The 18,154-nt window shown below is 69.7% G+C and carries 15 protein-coding genes; 6 read left to right on the top strand and 9 right to left on the bottom strand.

Translation table 11 applies throughout. From position 1 onward, the window contains the following. Positions 1 to 4 precede the first annotated feature (4 nt). Complete coding sequence (locus HWD99_RS17065; protein ID WP_241797381.1) at positions 5 to 1,138, bottom strand: AI-2E family transporter; 1,134 nt, start codon at positions 1,136 to 1,138, stop codon at positions 5 to 7. A gap of 213 nt (positions 1,139 to 1,351) precedes the next feature. Here HWD99_RS17065 and HWD99_RS17060 point away from each other — a divergent pair, with 213 nt between their 5' ends. Further along, positions 1,352 to 2,446 carry an ATP-binding protein gene (locus HWD99_RS17060; protein WP_241797380.1) on the top strand — a complete coding sequence of 365 codons (1,095 nt, stop codon included), beginning with the start codon at positions 1,352 to 1,354 and terminating at the stop codon, positions 2,444 to 2,446. A 16-nt stretch (positions 2,447 to 2,462) separates the two neighbouring features. Here HWD99_RS17060 and HWD99_RS17055 read toward each other — a convergent pair whose 3' ends face one another. The 7 genes from HWD99_RS17055 to HWD99_RS17025 form a co-directional block, all read right to left on the bottom strand. Then, complete coding sequence (locus HWD99_RS17055; RefSeq protein ID WP_241797379.1) at positions 2,463 to 2,822, bottom strand: Fe-S protein; 360 nt, start codon at positions 2,820 to 2,822, stop codon at positions 2,463 to 2,465. 53 nt (positions 2,823 to 2,875) lie between these two features. Beyond that, positions 2,876 to 3,349, bottom strand: coding sequence for a 6,7-dimethyl-8-ribityllumazine synthase (gene ribH / locus HWD99_RS17050; RefSeq protein WP_241797378.1), 474 nt, complete (start codon positions 3,347 to 3,349; stop codon positions 2,876 to 2,878). Continuing rightward, complete coding sequence (gene ribA, locus HWD99_RS17045) at positions 3,346 to 4,614, bottom strand: GTP cyclohydrolase II (protein ID WP_241797377.1); 1,269 nt, start codon at positions 4,612 to 4,614, stop codon at positions 3,346 to 3,348. The genes ribH and ribA overlap by 4 nt, the downstream gene beginning before the upstream one ends. Further along, positions 4,611 to 5,240: a riboflavin synthase gene (locus HWD99_RS17040; protein ID WP_241797376.1), complete on the bottom strand. Its 630-nt coding sequence runs from the start codon at positions 5,238 to 5,240 to the stop codon at positions 4,611 to 4,613. Before HWD99_RS17040 ends, ribA begins: the two co-directional genes overlap by 4 nt. Continuing rightward, positions 5,240 to 6,274 carry a bifunctional diaminohydroxyphosphoribosylaminopyrimidine deaminase/5-amino-6-(5-phosphoribosylamino)uracil reductase RibD gene (gene ribD, locus HWD99_RS17035; RefSeq protein ID WP_241797375.1) on the bottom strand — a complete coding sequence of 345 codons (1,035 nt, stop codon included), beginning with the start codon at positions 6,272 to 6,274 and terminating at the stop codon, positions 5,240 to 5,242. The genes HWD99_RS17040 and ribD overlap by 1 nt, the downstream gene beginning before the upstream one ends. Before the next feature lie 269 nt (positions 6,275 to 6,543). Next, a complete protein-coding gene (locus HWD99_RS17030) occupies positions 6,544 to 7,407 on the bottom strand; it encodes an Fpg/Nei family DNA glycosylase (RefSeq protein WP_241797374.1) in 864 nt (287 codons plus the stop codon). Positions 7,408 to 7,440: 33 nt separating this feature from the next. Further along, positions 7,441 to 8,004: a GNAT family N-acetyltransferase gene (locus tag HWD99_RS17025; RefSeq protein WP_241797373.1), complete on the bottom strand. Its 564-nt coding sequence runs from the start codon at positions 8,002 to 8,004 to the stop codon at positions 7,441 to 7,443. Positions 8,005 to 8,081: 77 nt separating this feature from the next. Here HWD99_RS17025 and mfd point away from each other — a divergent pair, with 77 nt between their 5' ends. Continuing rightward, on the top strand, positions 8,082 to 11,645 hold the full coding sequence (mfd, locus tag HWD99_RS17020) for a transcription-repair coupling factor (RefSeq protein ID WP_241797372.1): 3,564 nt from the start codon (positions 8,082 to 8,084) through the stop codon (positions 11,643 to 11,645). 12 nt (positions 11,646 to 11,657) lie between these two features. On the opposite strand, the gene HWD99_RS17015 is transcribed toward mfd, so the two are convergent. Further along, positions 11,658 to 12,539: an SDR family oxidoreductase gene (locus HWD99_RS17015; RefSeq protein WP_241797371.1), complete on the bottom strand. Its 882-nt coding sequence runs from the start codon at positions 12,537 to 12,539 to the stop codon at positions 11,658 to 11,660. 175 nt (positions 12,540 to 12,714) lie between these two features. Here HWD99_RS17015 and HWD99_RS17010 point away from each other — a divergent pair, with 175 nt between their 5' ends. From HWD99_RS17010 to HWD99_RS16995, 4 genes are all read left to right on the top strand, one after another. Then, the gene (locus tag HWD99_RS17010) at positions 12,715 to 12,876 is read left to right on the top strand and encodes a hypothetical protein (RefSeq protein WP_241797370.1); all 162 of its coding nucleotides are present in this window, start codon (positions 12,715 to 12,717) and stop codon (positions 12,874 to 12,876) included. Positions 12,877 to 12,914: 38 nt separating this feature from the next. Beyond that, positions 12,915 to 13,571: a gamma carbonic anhydrase family protein gene (locus tag HWD99_RS17005; RefSeq protein ID WP_241797369.1), complete on the top strand. Its 657-nt coding sequence runs from the start codon at positions 12,915 to 12,917 to the stop codon at positions 13,569 to 13,571. Beyond that, the gene (locus HWD99_RS17000) at positions 13,568 to 16,507 is read left to right on the top strand and encodes an aminotransferase (RefSeq protein ID WP_241797368.1); all 2,940 of its coding nucleotides are present in this window, start codon (positions 13,568 to 13,570) and stop codon (positions 16,505 to 16,507) included. The genes HWD99_RS17005 and HWD99_RS17000 overlap by 4 nt, the downstream gene beginning before the upstream one ends. Before the next feature lie 155 nt (positions 16,508 to 16,662). Next, positions 16,663 to 18,090 carry an APC family permease gene (locus tag HWD99_RS16995; protein WP_241797367.1) on the top strand — a complete coding sequence of 476 codons (1,428 nt, stop codon included), beginning with the start codon at positions 16,663 to 16,665 and terminating at the stop codon, positions 18,088 to 18,090. Positions 18,091 to 18,154: the final 64 nt, after the last annotated feature.

Raw genomic sequence — 18,154 nt, 5'->3', positions numbered from 1 at the left:
GTTCTCAGACCTTCGCGTTCTGACGGGGGACGTGGACCTGCGTGATGATCAGGAGGATCGCGGCCGTGACGGGTATGGAGACCAGGGCGCCGAGGAGGCCGAGGAGAGTCCCCCCGATCAGTGCGCCGATGATGACGAGTGCCCCCGGCACGGCGATCGCGCGGTTCATGATCTTCGGCGTCAGCAGGTACGCCTCGAACTGCATGTAGATGAGATAGAGCACCGCGAAGATGAGCGCGAGCACCGGATCGGTGAACAGCGCGATGACGGTCGCGAAGATCCAGTACGTGACAGGACCGATCAGCGGTATCAGCGTGATGAGGAAGGCGGAGAGACCCATGAACGCGGGGGCCGGGAGTCCGAGCACGAGATGGAGGAGGGTCGCGAAGGCGGCGTTGCACGCGGCGAGCACCACCATGCCGATGAGATAGTCGCCCACGGAATCCGTGATCTGCTCGGTGAGCTGTCGCAGTCGGGGGCGGTCGCGTGCCGGAGCGAGCGAGTAGAACGCCGACGTGATCGACGACAGCGAGGCGAGGAAGTACAGGGTGAGCACCACCACGATGATCACACCCGAGATCGCGTTGCCCACGCCGAAGCCGACGGCCAGGATGCCGCCTCCGAGAGCCAGCAGGTTGCCCGGATCCGCGAAGAACGTCGAGAGCTGATCGAGCGCGGTGCCCAGCACGTCGCCCACCTGAGCCTCGAACGACGAATACACGTCCGAGTCGCGGAAGTCGGCGATGGCTGCGGGGATGGCGCTCGCGAACGCCCCCACCTGACGCAGCGCCGGGGGAAGGACGAAGGCGATCACCGCAGCGAGGATCACGACGAATCCTCCGAACACGATGAGGAGGCCGCGCGTGCGAGACATGCCCCGTGCTTCGAGCCAGCGGATGACCGGGTCGAGTCCGAGGGCCACGAAGACGGCGAGGGCGATGTAGATCAGGATCGTGGCGACCGAGCTCGCCGCGACGCCGAGAAGGTACGCGCCGAGCCCTCCCAGGACCACGGCGAAGCCGAACACGAGCGGTCGCGTGATCGTGACCTGGATGCTCCGTGGCCGCGAGCCCCGCGCGGCGCGCCGCAGTGCCGGGGGAGGGGGAGGCTCCTCGGGCGCGGTGCTCACGTCGCTCACGGTGTCACTCTCGGCGGTGCGGCGTGCTGCCGCGTCACCCGTTCCGGGCGATATGGGGTCCGCGGCGCGTGCATCGGCCGCACCACGCTGCCGAACCGGGAGACGAGCGTCGCGAATCGGGTGCGAGGCCGTCCCGCGTCACCCGGAAGGTGTGATGCTCGCGGCGTCGACATCGGCCACGCTGAATCCCATGCAGCCCCTGAGGAGAACGCCATGTCCGAACTGACCATCGGGTCGATGACCGATGATCCCGCGGAGTCGGTGCGTCTGGATGCGCGTCGGTTCAACCGCCATACCTTCTGGTGCGGGCAGAGCGGCAGCGGCAAGACCTACGCCCTCGGAGTCGTGCTCGAGCAGCTTCTGCTGCACACCGAACTCCCGATGCTGATCCTCGACCCGAACGCCGACTTCATCCGGCTCGCCGAAGCGCGGTCGGGCGCGCCGGCCGCGCATGCCGCGCACATCGCGCAGAGCGACATCCGGGTGTTCCGTTCGGGTCACGGCGACGGTGCCAAGGTCCACGCGCGCTACATCGACCTGTCTCCGGCGGCGAAGGCGGCGGTGCTGCAGATCGACCCGATCGCGGATGCCGAGGAGTACAACGTCCTGCTGCACTGGGACGCGAGCGTCGCCGAGTTCGACGCCGACGACATGCTCCGGGAGTTCCGGGAGTCGGGTGACCCCGCGCGCGTGCGGCTCGCGAACCGCATGGAGAACCTGCAGGTCCTGGAGTGGGATCTGTGGTCGAGGGGCGCCGGTTCCGTGGTCGATGACATCGAGGAGCGGCCCGCGGCCACCATCCTGGATCTCGGCGGTTTCGATCACCCCGCCGAGCCCAAGGTCGCGGCCCTCGCCGTGCTCGAGCAGCTGTGGGCGCGGCGTGAGAGCCGTCGCCCGCTGCTCATCGTGATCGACGAGGCGCACAACCTCTGCTCGCCCGAGCCGCGCACGGCTGTGGAGAGGGCGCTGACCGAGCAGCTCGTGCAGATCGCGGCCGAGGGACGCAAGTTCGGTCTCTGGCTGCTGCTCTCGACCCAGCGTCCGACGAAGATCCACCCGAACGTGCTGTCGCAGTGCGACAACCTCGGACTCCTGCGCGTCAACGCCCCGCGCGACATCGCCGAGCTGGCCGACGTGTTCGGCTTCGTGGCTGAGGACGACATCCGCCGGGCGCAGGGCTTCGCTCAGGGACAGGCCCTCTTCGCCGGCGGGTTCATCGCGCAGCCGACGTTCGTGCAGATGGGGGAGCGGGTCACCGAGGAAGCGGGAGGCGACGTGGTCGTGCCGCTCCGGGCCGATCCGGCGTGACGAGCGCCGGGCGGAGTCAGCGCCAGATCGCGGCGATGCCCGCGTTGAGAGCGGTGAGGATGCCGACCAGCCAGAACATCGCCGCCGGCACCGAGCCGGACCTGCGCTGCTTCGCGGTGCCGATGCCGAGCAGTGCGCCGATCGCGAGGAGGACGACGAGCTTCGTTCCGATCTTCGCGTAGTTCATCTCGACGCCCTCGGGGAGGCCCCAGGGAGCGGCGAGGGCGAGGCCTGCGACGGCGGCGATCGTCATCCCGATGCTCATCAGACGCGTGAACTCGCGCTTCCCGCCGAAGGCCTGCACGGCCCAGGCGCCGAAGAGCACGGCGAATCCGATCAGATGGACGAACAGAACGACGTGGCGCAGAGTCTCCATGCCCTCACGCTAGGAGAACCGCGAGCCCGTGCGCCACCAAGGGCAGGCTGACCTCAGCCGCGCAGATCGCGCAGGAGCAGGGCGGTGCGCAGGGCGGCATCCGCCGCCTCGGCGCCCTTGTCCTCCTTCGAGCCCTCGAGACCGGCACGGTCGAGACCCTGCTTCTCGTCGTCGAGCGTGAGCACACCGAAGCCGACCGGCTTGCCCGCGTCGAGCGCGACGCGGGTGAGTCCGTCGGTCGTCGCCGCGGAGACGTACTCGAAGTGCGGAGTGCCTCCACGGATGATCACGCCGAGCGCGACCACGGCATCGGCTCCGCCGGCGAAGGCGGCCTGCGCCGCGAGGGCGAGCTCGAACGAGCCGGGGACCCGCACGAGTCGATACGCGGCCTCCGCGTCGTCGAGCACGCGCTGCGCTCCGGCGATCAGACCGTCGGTGATGACGTCGTGCCAGGTGCCTGCGACGATGACGACCTTCAGGCCGCTTCCGTCGATCTTCTCGGTCTTGGGTGCTCCTGCGCCGCTCATGCGTCGTCCTTCCGTCCGTCGGCGAGAGCCTGTGCCAGCTCCGCCTCACCGATGATGTGACCCATCCGGTCACGCTTGGTCTCGAGATACTGGTGGTTGTTCGGGCCGACTCCGACGATCAGCGGCACCTGCTCGACGACATCGAGGCCGAGGCTGCGCAGCTGGTTCACCTTGTCGGAGTTGTTCGTCAGCAGGCGCACCTTCGAGACGCCCAGATCTGCGAGGATGCCGGCAGCGGCCGCGTAGTCGCGTGCATCGGCGGGGAGCCCCAGGGCGAGGTTCGCATCGACGGTGTCGAGCCCCTCCTCCTGCAGGCTGTAAGCCCTGAGCTTGTTGATGAGGCCGATTCCTCGTCCTTCGTGCCCCCGCATGTAGATGACGATGCCGCCGTCCTGCTCGATCGCGTCGAGGGCGGCATCCAGCTGCGGGCCGCACTCGCACTTGAGCGACCCGAACGCCTCGCCGGTCAGGCACTCGGAGTGGACGCGCACGAGGGCCGTCTCTGCCGGCTCTCCCGAGACGACGGCGATGTGGTCGGTGCCGGTGACGCGGTCCTTGTAGGCGAGGAACCGGAAGGTGCCGTGCGTGGTGGGCACGGTGGCGTCGGCGCGCAGGCTCACCCGACGGCTGGCGCGCTCGGGCGACCAGCCGGTGGGGTCGATCTCCGTGAGGTGCGCGATGAGCTGCTCGATCGTGATGACCGGCACCCCGTCGCGCGCGCCGAGCTCGATGAGACCCGGCAGGCGCATCATGCTCCCGTCCTCGGCGACGACCTCGGCGATGGCGCCCACGGGGCGCAGGCCCGCGAGCTTCATCAGGTCGACCGCGGCCTCGGTGTGGCCGCTGCGTTCGCGCACGCCGCCGTCGACCGCGCGCAGGGGCAGCACGTGTCCGGGGCGGATGATGCTGGTGGCCGTCGACGAGGGGTCCGCGAGGACGTTCAGCGTGTGGGCGCGGTCATGCGCGCTGATGCCCGTGGTGACGCCCTCGGCGGCGTCGACGCTGACCGTGTAGGCCGTCGAGCGAGCGTCCTCGGACGCGGCGACCATCGGCTGCAGGTTCAGGTTGTCTGCGAGGTCGGCCGGCATCGGAGCGCAGATGAACCCCGACGACCAGCGCACCGTCCAGGCGACCCATTCGGGTGTGGCGAGCTCGGCGGAGAGGATCACATCGCCTTCGTTCTCGCGGTTCTCGTCGTCCGCGACGAGCACGGGGCGTCCGGCACGGAGGGCTTCGAGGGCCTCGGGGATGGTGGAAAGGCTCATCGCGAGCCTCCTTCCGGTGCTGCCCGGAACGCCAGCAGACGCTCCACATGGCGGGCGAGGATGTCGGTCTCGAGGTTGACGCGGTCGCCGACCGCGCGGGAGCCGAGGGTGGTGGCGGCCAGGGTCTCGGGGATCAGCGAGATCTCGAACCAGGGGGCGGCCTCATCGACCGCGCTGACCGCGCTGACGGTGAGCGAGGTCCCGTCGACCGAGATCGATCCTTTGTCGACGACGAGCGGCGCGAGATCGTCGGGCAGCGAGACCCGCAGCACGCTCCACTGCGCGCCCGGGCGCACCTCGACGATGCTGCCGACGCCGTCGACATGGCCCTGCACGATGTGGCCGCCGAGTCGCGCGCCGACCGGCATGGCCTTCTCGATGTTGACGCGGGTGCCGACGGATGCCGCGCCGAGTGCCGCGACGTCGAGGGTCTGCTTCATGACGTCTGCGTCGAAGGTGTCCGCGGTCGAGTCGACGACCGTGAGGCACACACCCGAGACGGCGATGGATTCGCCGTGCACGGCGTCGGACGCCGCCTTCGGGGCTCGCACGGTCAGCCGCCATCCGTCGCCGGCGGGGGAGATCGCGGTGATCTCTCCGATCTCCTCGATGATTCCGGTGAACATCAGGCGACTCCTTCTTCCAGGTCGAGCGCAGGGTGGGCGATCGCGAGCAGATCGTCGCCCAGCGGCAGCCACTCGTCGATCGTCAGACGGCGCGCGGCGTCGATCGACGGCACGCCGATGTCGGTGAGCGCGAGGCGCCCGCCGCCGAGCAGCACGGGCGCGATGTACGCCAGCACCTGGTCGGCGAGGCCCTCGGCGACGAACGCGCTCGCGAGAGTGGGTCCGCCTTCGACGAAGACCCGCTGCACACCGCGTCGGTGAAGGTCGGCGAGCACTGCGTGCAGATCACGCGTGTCGTAGAAGAGGGGCGCCTTCGGGTGGCGGCGGATCGCGGCGTCGTCGGGCGTCGGGCGCGCGCCGATCACGACGGGCACGGGCTGGCTCTCGAAGAGCGAGGCGCCGTCGCGAGCGGTCAGCGAGGGGTCGTCGGCGAGGACGGTGCCGGTGCCGACGACGATCGCGTCGGCGGCCGCGCGACGGCGGTGGACGTCGCCGCGTGCGTCGGGCCCGGTGATCCACTGGCTGGTGCCGTCGGCCGCGGCGGCACGCCCGTCGAGCGACTGCGCCCACTTCACCGTCACGTGCGGGCGGCCCAGGCGCTGGGCGGTGAGCCAGCCGTCGATGATGCGCTGTGCGACGTCGGCCTGCTCGCCGGCGTCGACGCTGACACCGGCATCGCGAAGACGCTCAGCGCCCCCGCCCGATACCGCTCCGGGGTCGTCGAGGGCGTAGACGACGCGGGCGATTCCTGCCTCGATGAGCGCGACCGCGCAGGGACCCGTGCGTCCGGTGTGGTTGCAGGGTTCGAGGGTGACGACGGCCGTGGCCCCGTGCGCCGCTCCGGGCTCGAGCTTCGCGAGCGCATCGACCTCGGCGTGCGGCGTACCGGCGCCGTGGTGCCACCCCTCGGCGAGCACCGTGCCGTCGGGGGAGAGGATGACGGCGCCGACCTGCGGGTTCACGCCTCGCGGGCCGAGCGTCGCGAGCTCGAGCGCGCGGCTCATCGCCCGGCGTTCTGCCTCGTTCACTGCCATCCGTGGTCCTCTCTGAGGCTCCGGGATTCTCCTCGAAGGGGACGCAGGCAGAACGCGCGCGCGGCGGCGCACCGTGCTGCCTCCCTTCCGGACTAGTGAGGCTGCGCCTCACATCACCGTCGGTCCCGGATTTCCACCGGATCGGCATCTCGGAGAACCGAGACGCTCGCGGACTGTCACCGCCGGTTCGGATTCACACCGACCCCGGAGCACGTTGATGCTCTGAGTGTACAAGGCGCGCCGAATGCATTTCATTCCGCGTCGAAGTGCTACTTCAGAAGCCTCGACAGGCGGCGATCGGCCAGCGCCTTCCCGCCGGTCTGACAGGTGGGGCAGTACTCCAGAGAGCGGTCGGCGAAGAAGACGCTCCGCACCGTGTCGCCGCAGACCGGGCAGGCCTCGCCTCGACGAGCGTGCACCTGCATGCCGCGCCGCTTCGCGTCCTTGAGATCGGCCGGGGGCTTACCGGATGCCTCGCTCACGGCGTCGGCCAGAGTGGCCGTCATCGCCGCGAACAGACGATCGACCTCGTCATCCCCGAGCTTGTCGGCGATCGCGTAGGGCGACATGCGGGCGGCGTGCAGGATCTCGTCGGAGTAGGCGTTGCCGATGCCCGCGATGACGCTCTGATCTCGGAGCAGGCCCTTGATCTGGGTCCGCCGGCCGCGGAGCAGCTCGGCGAACGACTCGCGGGTGAACGAGGCCTCGAGGGGGTCGGGCCCCAGCCGTGCGATGCCGGGCACCTCATCGGGTGCCCGCACGACGTAGACGGCGAGCGACTTCTTCGTGCCGGCCTCCGTCAGGTCGAACCCGCTCTCGTCGTCGAGACCGACGCGCAGCGCGATCGGCGACTTGCCCGGCTTGATCAGCGTCGTCGGCAGGCTCTCGTACCAGCGCAGCCATCCCGCTTTCGCGAGGTGGAACACGAGGTGAAGATCGTCACCGCAGGACAGCACGATGAACTTGCCGCGGCGGGAGGCGCCGGTGATCTCCGTGCCGTGCAGCGCGGTGTTCGGCGGATCGTAGGTCTTCAGCGCGGCGATCGCGCCCACGCTCGTGCGGACGATCGTCCGACCGACCGCGCGTTCGGCGAGGAAGGTCGTGAGTCCCTGGACTTCCGGCATCTCCGGCATGCGATCATCCTGCCACCGGGGTCGGACATCCGCCTAGAGCACCGGCCAGGCGACCGGCGTGCGGTCGTCGGTCGCGAGCAGCCCTGCGAACCAGCCGTCGTCGCGACCGCGCTGACTCGTGAGGCCCTGGCGCGCCATCCCCTCGTAGCGGAACCCGAGTGCACGCGCAGCCCGGGCCGAGGGGACGTTGCCCGCCACGGCACGCCAGCCCAGGCGTGCGAGGTCGAGCTCGCGGAAGGCCCAGTCGACGACCGCGTGTCCGGCCTCGACCAGGTATCCGTTGCCGCGGGCCTCGGGAGTCACCCAGTATCCGATCTCGGCGTATCCTCCCGCCGGGTGGCGCTCGATGTGATGCAGTCCGATCGAGGCGACCAGCTCGCCGTCGCGGTACGCGCACCAGATCGCCTGGCTCCCGTCCGCCCACCACTCGCCGATCAGACGCACGTAGTCCTCGGCGTCCTTCCGGAAGTACGGGCTCGGCACCGTCGTCCACCGGGGGATCTCGGGGTCCTGGCACGCAGCCGTGATCGCATCGACGTCCGCGTCGTCCGGCACGTGGAGGACGAGGCGTTCGGTGGTGAGGGTGACCGGGTGCATCCGAGAATCCTAAGGCCGCGAGCACGCGCCCCTCGATCGTCGAGGCCGGTGTCGGTGGCCGCGGCTAGGCTTGTCCGGTGACTGTTCCGGGGATTCTGCGCGCCTTGGAAGAGGCGTCTCTTTTTCGTGACGCCCTCAGCTGGGCGCAGACCGATGCCGATCTGGGCCTCGTCGACGGTCTCGACGCCCCGGCGCTCGCCGGGCTGCTCGACAAGCGCCGCGCCGCCGGGCATCCCGCCGCGCTGCTCACCGTCGTGCCGACCGGTCGGCGGGCCGAGAGTCTCGCCGCGGCGCTCGGCGCGTACATCCCCGACGCCGAGATCCTGACCTTCCCCGCGTGGGAGACGCTCCCGCACGAGCGGCTCAGCCCGAGCCCCGACACGGTCGGCCAGCGTCTGCAGACCCTCCGCCGTGTCGCGGACTGGTCCGGAGAGCATCCGCTGGTCGTGGTGGCGTCCGTGCGGGCGGCGCTGCAGCCGATCGCCGGCAATCTCGGCGAGATCGCCCCGCTCGAGCTGCGTGCCGGCACCCGGGGGCACGAGCTCGACCGCGTCGTCGAGCAGCTCGTCGAGCGCGCCTACACCCGCGTCGACATGGTGTCGCGACGAGGCGAGTTCGCGGTCCGCGGGGGCATCCTCGACGTCTTCCCCGCGATCTCGGAGCATCCGTTCCGCGTCGAGTTCTTCGGCGACGAGGTCGATCAGATCCGCGCGTTCTCGGTCGCCGACCAGCGCTCGCTCCCCGGCGACGTCACCGGCGTCGATCTTCCGCCCAGCCGCGAGCTGCTGCTGACTCCCGACGTGCGCGATCGCGCGAGGGCTCTGATCGGCGGCTTCCCTGCCATCGCGGGCATGCTCGAGAAGATGTCCGAGGGCATCCCCGTCGAGGGCATGGAGTCGCTGCTCCCGGCGGTCTCCGGTCCGCTCAAGTCGCTCGCCGAGTATCTGCCCGAGGGCAGCGCGACCGCGGTCGTCGACCCCGAGCGCTCGAGCGCCCGAGCCATCACCCTCGGCGAGACGAACCGCGAGTTCCTCGATGCCGCGTGGAGCGCGGCGACCTCCGGTGCCTCGGCGCCGATCGACCTCGGCGCCGGTGACTTCCTCACGATCGCCCGATTGCGCGAGGTCGTGCGCGACCGCGGCGGCGTCTGGTGGCGGCTGAGCCCGTTCGTGATGGGCGGCGAGGATGCCGAGACCATCGACGCCTCCGTCATCCCGTCGTTCCACGGGAACGTCGACGGCGCGATCTCGTTCGTCGACGCCAAGGTCGCTGAGGGATGGCGCGTGGTCGTCATCGCCGCGGGCGCCGGTCTCGTCGACCGGGCACGCGACGTCCTCTCCGATCGCGGTGTCGCGGCGCGCATCGTCGACAGGCTCGACGACGCACCGGTCACGGGCGTCGCGACGCTCGTGACCGGATCCGTCGAGGCCGGATTCCAGATCCCCGAGGCCAAGCTCGCGGTCCTCACCGACAACGAGTTCTACGGGCGCACGATCGGCGGCGACCAGCGCGTCGTCAAGAAGCTCGCGTCGCGTCGGAAGAACGTCGTCGACCCGCTGCAGCTCAAGCCGGGCGACTTCGTCGTGCACAACACGCACGGCATCGGCCGGTTCGTCGAGATGACGCAGCGCGAGGTGTCGACCGGCGGCCGCAACGCGACCAAGTCGACGCGCGACTATCTCGTGCTCGAGTACGCGCCGTCGAAGCGCGGCTACCCGGGCGACAAGCTGTTCGTGCCCACCGACCAGCTCGACCTGCTCTCGAAGTACGTCGGCGGTGAGGGGCCGACCCTGTCGAAGATGGGCGGCAGCGACTGGTCGCAGGCGAAGGGCAAGGCCCGCAAGGCCGTGCGCGACATCGCGGTCGAACTCGTCAAGCTCTACTCGGCGCGGATGAGCGCCAAGGGGCATGCGTTCGGACCCGACACCCCCTGGCAGCGTGAGCTCGAAGAGGCGTTCCCGTTCGCCGAGACACTCGACCAGCTGCAGACCATCGACGAGATCAAGGCCGACATGGAACGGCCGATCCCGATGGATCGCCTGCTCTCGGGCGACGTCGGCTTCGGCAAGACCGAGGTCGCCGTCCGTGCGGCGTTCAAGGCGATCCAGGACGGCAAGCAGGTCGCGATGCTCGTGCCGACCACGCTGCTCGTGAAGCAGCACCTCGAGACCTTCACCGAGCGGTTCGCCGGGTTCCCGGTCAAGGTGCGGCCGCTCTCGCGCTTCCAGACCGACAAGGAAGCGCGTCTGACGCTCGACGGGCTGCTCGACGGCACGGTCGACATGGTGATCGGCACCCACCGCATCCTCACCGACCAGGTCATGTTCAAAGACCTGGGGCTGATGATCATCGACGAGGAGCAGCGCTTCGGCGTCGAGCACAAGGACACGCTCAAGAAGATGAAGATGAACGTCGACATCCTCGCCATGAGCGCGACCCCGATCCCGCGCACGCTCGAGATGGCCGTCACCGGCATCCGCGAGATGTCGACGCTGGCGACGCCGCCGGAGGACCGGCATCCGATCCTGTCGTTCGTCGGACCGCGCAGCGACAAGCAGATCACCGCGGCGATCCGGCGCGAGATCCTCCGCGAGGGCCAGGTCTTCTTCGTGCACAACCGGGTGCAGTCCATCCAGCGCGTCGCAGCCGAACTCGCCGAGCTCGTGCCGGAGGCGCGCATCGCGGTGGCCCACGGGCAGATGGGCGAGCACGCGCTCGAGCAGGTCGTCGACGACTTCTGGGAGCGCAAGTTCGATGTGCTCGTCTCGACCACGATCATCGAGACCGGTCTCGACATCTCCAACGCGAACACGATCATCATCGACCGTGCCGACAAGTACGGCCTCAGCCAGCTCCATCAGCTGCGCGGACGTGTCGGACGAGGACGCGAGCGCGCCTACGCCTACTTCCTCTACGACGAGATGAAGCCGCTCAGTGAGACCGCGGCCGACCGGCTGCAGACGATCGCGGTCAACAACGATCTCGGCTCCGGCATGCAGGTCGCGCTCAAGGACCTCGAGCTGCGTGGGGCGGGAAACCTGCTCGGGGGCGAGCAGGCGGGTCACATCGCGGGCGTGGGATTCGATCTCTACCTCCGCATGATCGGCGAAGCCGTCGCGACCTTCCGAGGCGAGGACGTCGACTCCGGTCAGGAGCTCCGACTCGAGCTGCCCCTGGAAGCGCGCATCCCCGAGTACTACATCGACAGCGAGCGGCTGCGTCTCGAGGCGTATCAGAAGCTCTCGGCGGCCTCGAGCGCGACGGCGAAGGACGACGCGATCGACCTGGTCATCGACGAGCTGACCGACCGGTACGGCACTCCGCCGGAAGACGTCGAGGGCCTGATCGCGGTCGCCCGACTGCGTCGCCGCGCCGCTCGGGCGGGGCTCTCCGACGTCGTCGTGATGGGGTCGAACCTCCGCATCGCGCCCGCCCGGCTCGAGGATTCGATCAAGGTGCGCCTGCAGCGGCTCTACCCGAAGGCGAAGCTGGTGGCAGGCGGCGAGGCGCTCGTCGTGCCGATGCCCACGGTTCCCGCGGCGATCGGCGTCGGCGTCGAGCCCCTGCCGGATGCGGAGCTTCTCCAGTGGGTCGGTCAGCTGTTCACCGCGATCTTCCCCGAGCCGGTCACGGCCGAGTGAGCGGGTGACCCGCTACAGCGAGAATCCGCCGTCCGTGGTCAGCACCTGCCCGACCACCCACGACCCGGCGTCGGTGCACAGCCAGCCGATCAGCCGCGCGGGGTCGTCGGGGCGACCGACGCGACCGAACGGGGTCCCGGAGATCCACTCGTCGACGCCGGACAGATCTCGATCCGTCGTCTCCGCATCGAGGTACCCGGTGTTCACAGGCCCGGGGTTGACGGTGTTCAGCACGATCCCCACGTCGAGGAGCTCGGCCGCCGTCGCCCGGGTGATGCCCGCCAGTGCGGCCTTGCTCGTCGCGTAGGAGATCTCGCCGCGCATCGCTCCGTGGATCTGCCCCGACGTCATCCAGACGACGTGGCCCGTGGGCTTCTCGAACGGGCCGAGCGAGGGGATGCTGTCACCGGGCCGGGCGGTCGGCGTGACGTCGCCCCCGAGCTCCTGGCGACGGCGCCGGGCGAACCCGGCGGTCAGCAGAAGCGAGGCGCGCGCGTTCGCCTGCCAGTGCGCGTCGAGGCGGTCGGCCGTCATGTCGAAGATCGTGCCGTCACCGCCGCTCATCGCCTGATTGCAGACGACGATGTCGAGTCGGCCAGACAGGTCCGTCGCCGCGTCGAGCAGCGGTTCGATGCTCTCGGGGTCACGCAGATCCGCCGGGGCATCGCCCATGACGGCTCCCGATGCGAGAGCGTCGCGGATGCCGGCGCGAACCGCATCGAGGTCGTCGCCGCCCCACGGGTGATCGAGATCGTGCGGGCGGAAATGGTGGATGAACACGTTCGCGCCGAGAGCGGCGAGGGTGGTCGCGGTCGCGAATCCGATGCCGCGTCGGCGGGAGACGCCGGTCACGAGCGCGGTGCGTCCGAAGAGCGGGAGGTCGGCGGAGTGCATGGGTGAGCCTTTCGATCGAGGATGCCGTGGGCGCGCCGAACGGCGGCCGGAGGCGGGAGGGAGATCGAGTCACCTGCATTGCATGGGCGACAGCGTAGCAGGGCGTGCGCTACTCACTTCCGGCGCGTGCGTCAACGGGGTGTGCTGTCGGGAGCGCCGCGCGCATGCTCCAGGCATGTGGATTCTTCTGATCCTCCTCCTCGTGGTGTGGGCGTGCCTCTCGGTCTTCGGCTTCCTGGTCGAGGGCCTGCTGTGGCTGGCGGTCGTGGGCATCGTGCTCTTCGTCGCGACCGCGGTCGTCGGCCTGCTGAGAGGTCGCGCGGCGACCAAGGAGTGAGCCTCTCGCCGCGACCGTGACGGCGCTACGCTGGCGTCATGTTGTACGAGCACCTCGGGGCTCGGCCCCGGATCCATGACACCGCCGTCGTCGCTCCCACCGCCGTGGTCTCCGGCGACGTCGAGATCGGCCCGCACTGCCAGGTGCTGCACGGCGCCGTGATCACGGCGGAGGGCGGCCCCATCGTCATCGGAGAGCACGTCATCGTGATGGAGAACGCCCTGATCCGCGCGACCGCGGCGAACGCCGTGCACATCGGGTCGCACACCCTGGTGGGCACGCTCGCGAGCATCGCCGGGGCCACGGTCGGCGAGGAGGTGTTCCTCGCCTCCGGTGCCAGGGTCTTCAACGGTGCGCTGGTCGGCGATCGCTGCGAGGTGCGCGTGAACGCGATCGTGCACCGGCGTGCCGTGCTCGCCGCCGGCACCGTCGTGCCGATCGGGTGGGTCGCGGTCGGCGACCCGGTGCAGCTGCTGTCGCCCGATCGCGACGAAGAGATCGCGGCTGCCCAGCCCGAACTCGACTTCCCCGGACATGTGTTCGGCGTCGACCGGGACACCCCTGATCTGATGGTGCAGCTGACCGAGCGCTACGGCACCTCGCTCGCCCGGCATGCCGACGACGTGCGGGTGGACGGTGCGCAGGCCGACGGCGCCCGTGCCGACCTCGCCGACGGCGCGGCGGGTCGCGAGTGAGTGCCGGCGCAGGACTCGTGCGTCCCGAGGTGAGCGCGGCGGATGCCGCGCTGATCGCGCGTGAGCTCTGGGGCATCGAGGTGGAGGCGACCGAGCTCGGCAGCAACCAGGACCGGAACTTCGTGCTGACCGAGCCGGACGGATCACGCAGTGTGCTGCGGGTGGACAATCCGGTGTTCGGCGACGAGGCCCGCGATGCCCAGCACCTGGCGCTCGAGGCCTATCGCGCGGCGGGCGTGCCCGTCCCCGCTGTGCTGCCGGGTCTCGACGGTGCGCTGACGCAGCGGTGGCGTGGGTTCGCGGTGCGGCGCAGCGAGTTCGCCGAGGGAGAGGAGCTGGTCGACGCCGGGTACCTCGCCCCTGTCGTGCTCGCGGAGTTCGGCGCGCTCGCCGCGGCATCCGTGAACGCCCTGGCCTCGATCGAGCATCCGGGACTCGATCGCGAACAGATGTGGGACATGCGCGTGACTCACGAGCAGGTCCGTGCACTCGCCCCCGCGATCGGCGAGCCGGTGCTGCGGCGCAGGGTGCTCACGGCCGCCGAGGAGGCCTGGGCCGCCGTGTCGCTGGTGGTCGATGCCCTTCCGGTGCAGCCGATCCACGGCGACCTCACCGACGACAACGTCATGGGGGCACGGGGCGCCGACGCGAGACTGCATCCGCGCACCGTGCTGGATCTGGGCGACCTCGGCCTCGGATGGCGCGTGGCGGAGCTGGCGGTCTGCGCCTCGTCGATGCTGCATCACGAGCCCGATCGGCCGCTGCGGGTCGTCGACACGGTCGTGGCCTTCCACGCGGGGGCGCCGCTCAGCCGCGACGAGGCGCTCGCCGTCTGGCCGCTGATCGTGCTTCGGGCCGCGCTGCTCGTGGCGAGTGGCTGGCGGCAGCTCGAGATCGACGGCGACAACGACTACGCCCGCGAGCGCATCGCGGGGGAGCAGGCGATCTTCGAGGGAGCCACGGCGCTGCCCCTCGTCGAGGCGACCGAGCACGTGCTTGGCCGTCTCGGGTTCGAGGCGCGGACGTTCGATGCGCCGGCGCTCTCCGGCGAGGTCATCGGCTTCCTGCCCGACGTGAGCGGACCTCTGAGCGTGATCGACGCCGGCGTCGAGGCCGACGCGCTGGATGCCGGGCGCTGGATGCTCGCCGACGCCGAGAACACCCTCATCGAGACGGCCTTCTCCGCCGGCGCCCGCGTGGCGGTGATGCCGTACGGCGTCTTCCGCCTCACCCGCACCGCCGTCGACACCGCCGACCCCGCCGCCACCTGGCCCGTGGAGACCGAGCTGCACATCGCCCCGGGGCCGTCATCGCGGCTGCTCGCTCCCGTGGCCGGCGAGATGTCGGTGATGGGCGAGCGGGTCCGCATCGCGACCGACGACGGCTGGGTCGTCGAGATGCGCGCCGCCGAGCTCGAGCCGGTGCGCTCCGCCCGCGTCGACGCCGGAGAGAACATCGGCAAGCTCGCCGCGTCGTTCGACAGGCGAACCGTCGTCCTGTCGGTGCGGCGCGACGACGCGCCCGGTCACGACGAGCTCTCCGACCGCGCGCGCCTCGTCACGCCCGAGCGCGTGACCGCCTGGGCGCGTCTGTCTGCGGATCCGGCCCCGCTGCTGGGCCTCCCGTCACAGGCGCGACGAGACGAGTCGGCCGATGAGCTCGCGCGTCGCGAGCGCATCTTCGCCGAGGCGCAGGAGCGCTACTACGAGCACCCGCCGCAGATCGAGCGCGGCTGGCGTCACCACCTCATCGACACGACCGGTCGCAGCCACGTCGACATGGTCAACAACGTCGCGGGCCTCGGTCATGGGCACCCCGCGATCGCCGCGGCGGCCGACCGCCAGCTTCGCACGCTCGCGACCAACTCCCGGTTCCTTTTCCGAGACCTCGCCGAGTACAGCGAGCGTCTCGTCGCTCTCATGCCGCAGGGGAGCGGGCTCGACACCGTGCTGCTCGTGAACAGCGGTTCCGAGGCCGTCGATCTCGCCCTTCGCCTCGCGCAGGCGGCTACCGGTCGCCGCACCGTCGTCGCGCTGCGCGAGGCGTATCACGGCTGGACCATGGCGAGCGATGCCGTCACCACCAGCGCCTACGACAATCCGCACGCGCTCGAGTCCCGGCCCGACTGGGTGCACGTCGCCGATGTGCCGAATGCCTTCCGCGGCACCTACCGCGGGCACGCGACCGCCGATCGATATCTCGCCGACCTGGACCACGACCTCGATCGCCTCGCCGACGAGGGGAGGGATGTCGCCGCGTTCCTGTGCGAATCGGTGCTCGGCAATGCGGGTGGCGTGCTGCTCCCCGAGGGGTACCTGTCCGGCGCCTACGACCGTGTGCGCGCGCGGGGCGGTCTGTGCATCGCCGACGAGGTGCAGGTGGGCTTCGGTCGCATGGGGTCGACGTTCTGGGGGTTCGAGCAGTCCGGCGCCGTGCCCGACATCGTGACCGTCGCCAAGCCCATGGGCAACGGGTTCCCGATCGGCGGCGTCATCACGTCGAAGCGGATCGCCGATGCCCTGAGCAGTCAGGGGCAGTTCTTCTCGTCGGCGGGTGGGAGCACCCTCAGCTGCCGGGTCGGGCTCGCGGTGCTCGACGCCATGATCGCCGACGACGTGCAGCGCAACGCCCTCGAGATCGGAACACGTCTCGCCGACGGTCTGCGCGAGCTGGCTGACCGGCACGAGCTCGTCGGCCCCGTGCACGGGGCGGGGCTCTACCTCGGAGTCGAGCTCGTGCGCGACAGGGAGACTCTCGAGCCGGCGGATGCGGAGGCGGCCGCGATCTGCGAGCGGCTGCGCGAGCTCGGGGTGATCGTGCTGACGACGTCGGAGCGGTCGAACGTCCTCAAGATCAAACCGCCCCTGTGCCTCACGGCCGAGAGCGCCGACCACGTGGTCGCGATGCTCGACAGGGTGCTGCGCGAAGGGTGGTGATCGCTGCCTTCGAAAAGCGCGCGAATCGGTCATGTTAAATGCGCATTTCGAATGGGAATGCCTCTTCCGCTGAGGAATAGCACGGGTCCATACTGTTGCTCACAGAGCCGGATGACCCGAGGTCCGGCCCCGCTGCTGTTCTCGAAGGAGTGCACATGGCCACCAAGACGAAGCCGCTGGCGCAGGGCGGAGGAACGCTCCGGCGCAACCTCGGCCTGTGGGCGATCGTAGGACTCGGTCTCGGCTACATGACGCCGACGGTCGTCTTCGACACGTTCGGCATGGTCGCCCGCGACACCGACAACGTCGTTCCCGCCGCATATCTCGTCGCGCTCGTCGTGATGGTGTTCACCGCCATCAGCTACGGCAAGATCTCCAGCGCCATCCCGAGCGCCGGGTCCGCGTACACCTACGTGCGCGAGTCCATCCACCCGAACCTGGGATTCATGGTGGGGTGGACCTCGCTCATCGACTACGTGCTCCTGCCGATGGTCAACTGCCTCATCATCCGCAGCTACCTCGAGGCGCTGTTCCCCGACATCCCCGGGTGGATCTGGGTCGTGCTCTACTGCATCCTCGTCACGTCGATCATCTACATGACCATGCGCGGCACCTCGAACATGAACATGATCCTGCTCGTGTTCTCGATCGTCGTGATGGCGGTGTTCGTGGTCATGGTCGTCGCGCAGCTCATGCGCGGCGAGGGCGCGTCCACGATCGCCTCCGCCGCACCCTTCATCCACGACGGTGCGACGATCGGCGCGGTGCTCATGGGCGCCACGATCGTCTGCTTCTCGTTCATCGGCTTCGACGCCGTGACGATGTACGCGGAAGAGGCGAAGGATCCGAAGATCATGCCGAAGGCGATCCTCCTCACCGTGCTGCTGGGCGGCGCGATCTTCCTCATCGCCGCGTACGTCACCCAGCTGCGATTCCCCGACTGGAACGAGTTCGCGCCCGGGGGAGACATGCAGTTCGTCGAGGACTCCACGCTGCCGATCATCGGCGGACTCGTCGGTGGAGACGTGCTCATGGCGGTGCTGACCGCCGCCGGATTCTGCGCGACCCTCGCATCGGGCCTCGCCTCGCACGCCTCGGTCTCGCGCATGCTGCTCGTGATGGGACGCAACAACGTGCTCCCGCAGCGGGCCTTCGGCTACATCAACCCGCGCACGCACACGCCGACGTTCAACATCGTGCTGGTCGGTGCGATCTCGCTGCTCGCGATCCCGTTCACCCTCGAGCTGATCGCGGCATGGATCAACTACGGGGCACTCATCGCGTTCACCTTCGTGAACATCTCGGTGATCGCCTGGTTCGCGGTGCGCAAGGGGCGCCGCAAGACGCCGGGCGACGTGTTCAACTACATCGTCATGCCCGGCATCGGAATGCTGCTCACGGGGCTGCTGTGGGCGAACCTCCACGCGGATGCGCTGACCGGCGGACTCATCTGGACGGCACTCGGCGTGATCTATCTGGCCGTCATCACGAGGGGCTTCCGCAAGAAGGTCGTCGCCTTCGACGAGAACCAGGCGGTGACCGGATTCAACAAGGTCGTGAAGGTCCCTGTCGACGAGACCTGAGACGGCTTCGGGAGGAACCGCGATGCAGAAGAGCCGCCCACCGGGAGGGAGGGCGGCTCTTCTG

This window comes from Microbacterium sp. C5A9 (assembly GCF_022627955.1).
Taxonomy (GTDB): Bacteria; Actinomycetota; Actinomycetes; order Actinomycetales; family Microbacteriaceae; genus Microbacterium.
This window is presented reverse-complemented; position numbering and strand designations above follow the sequence as displayed.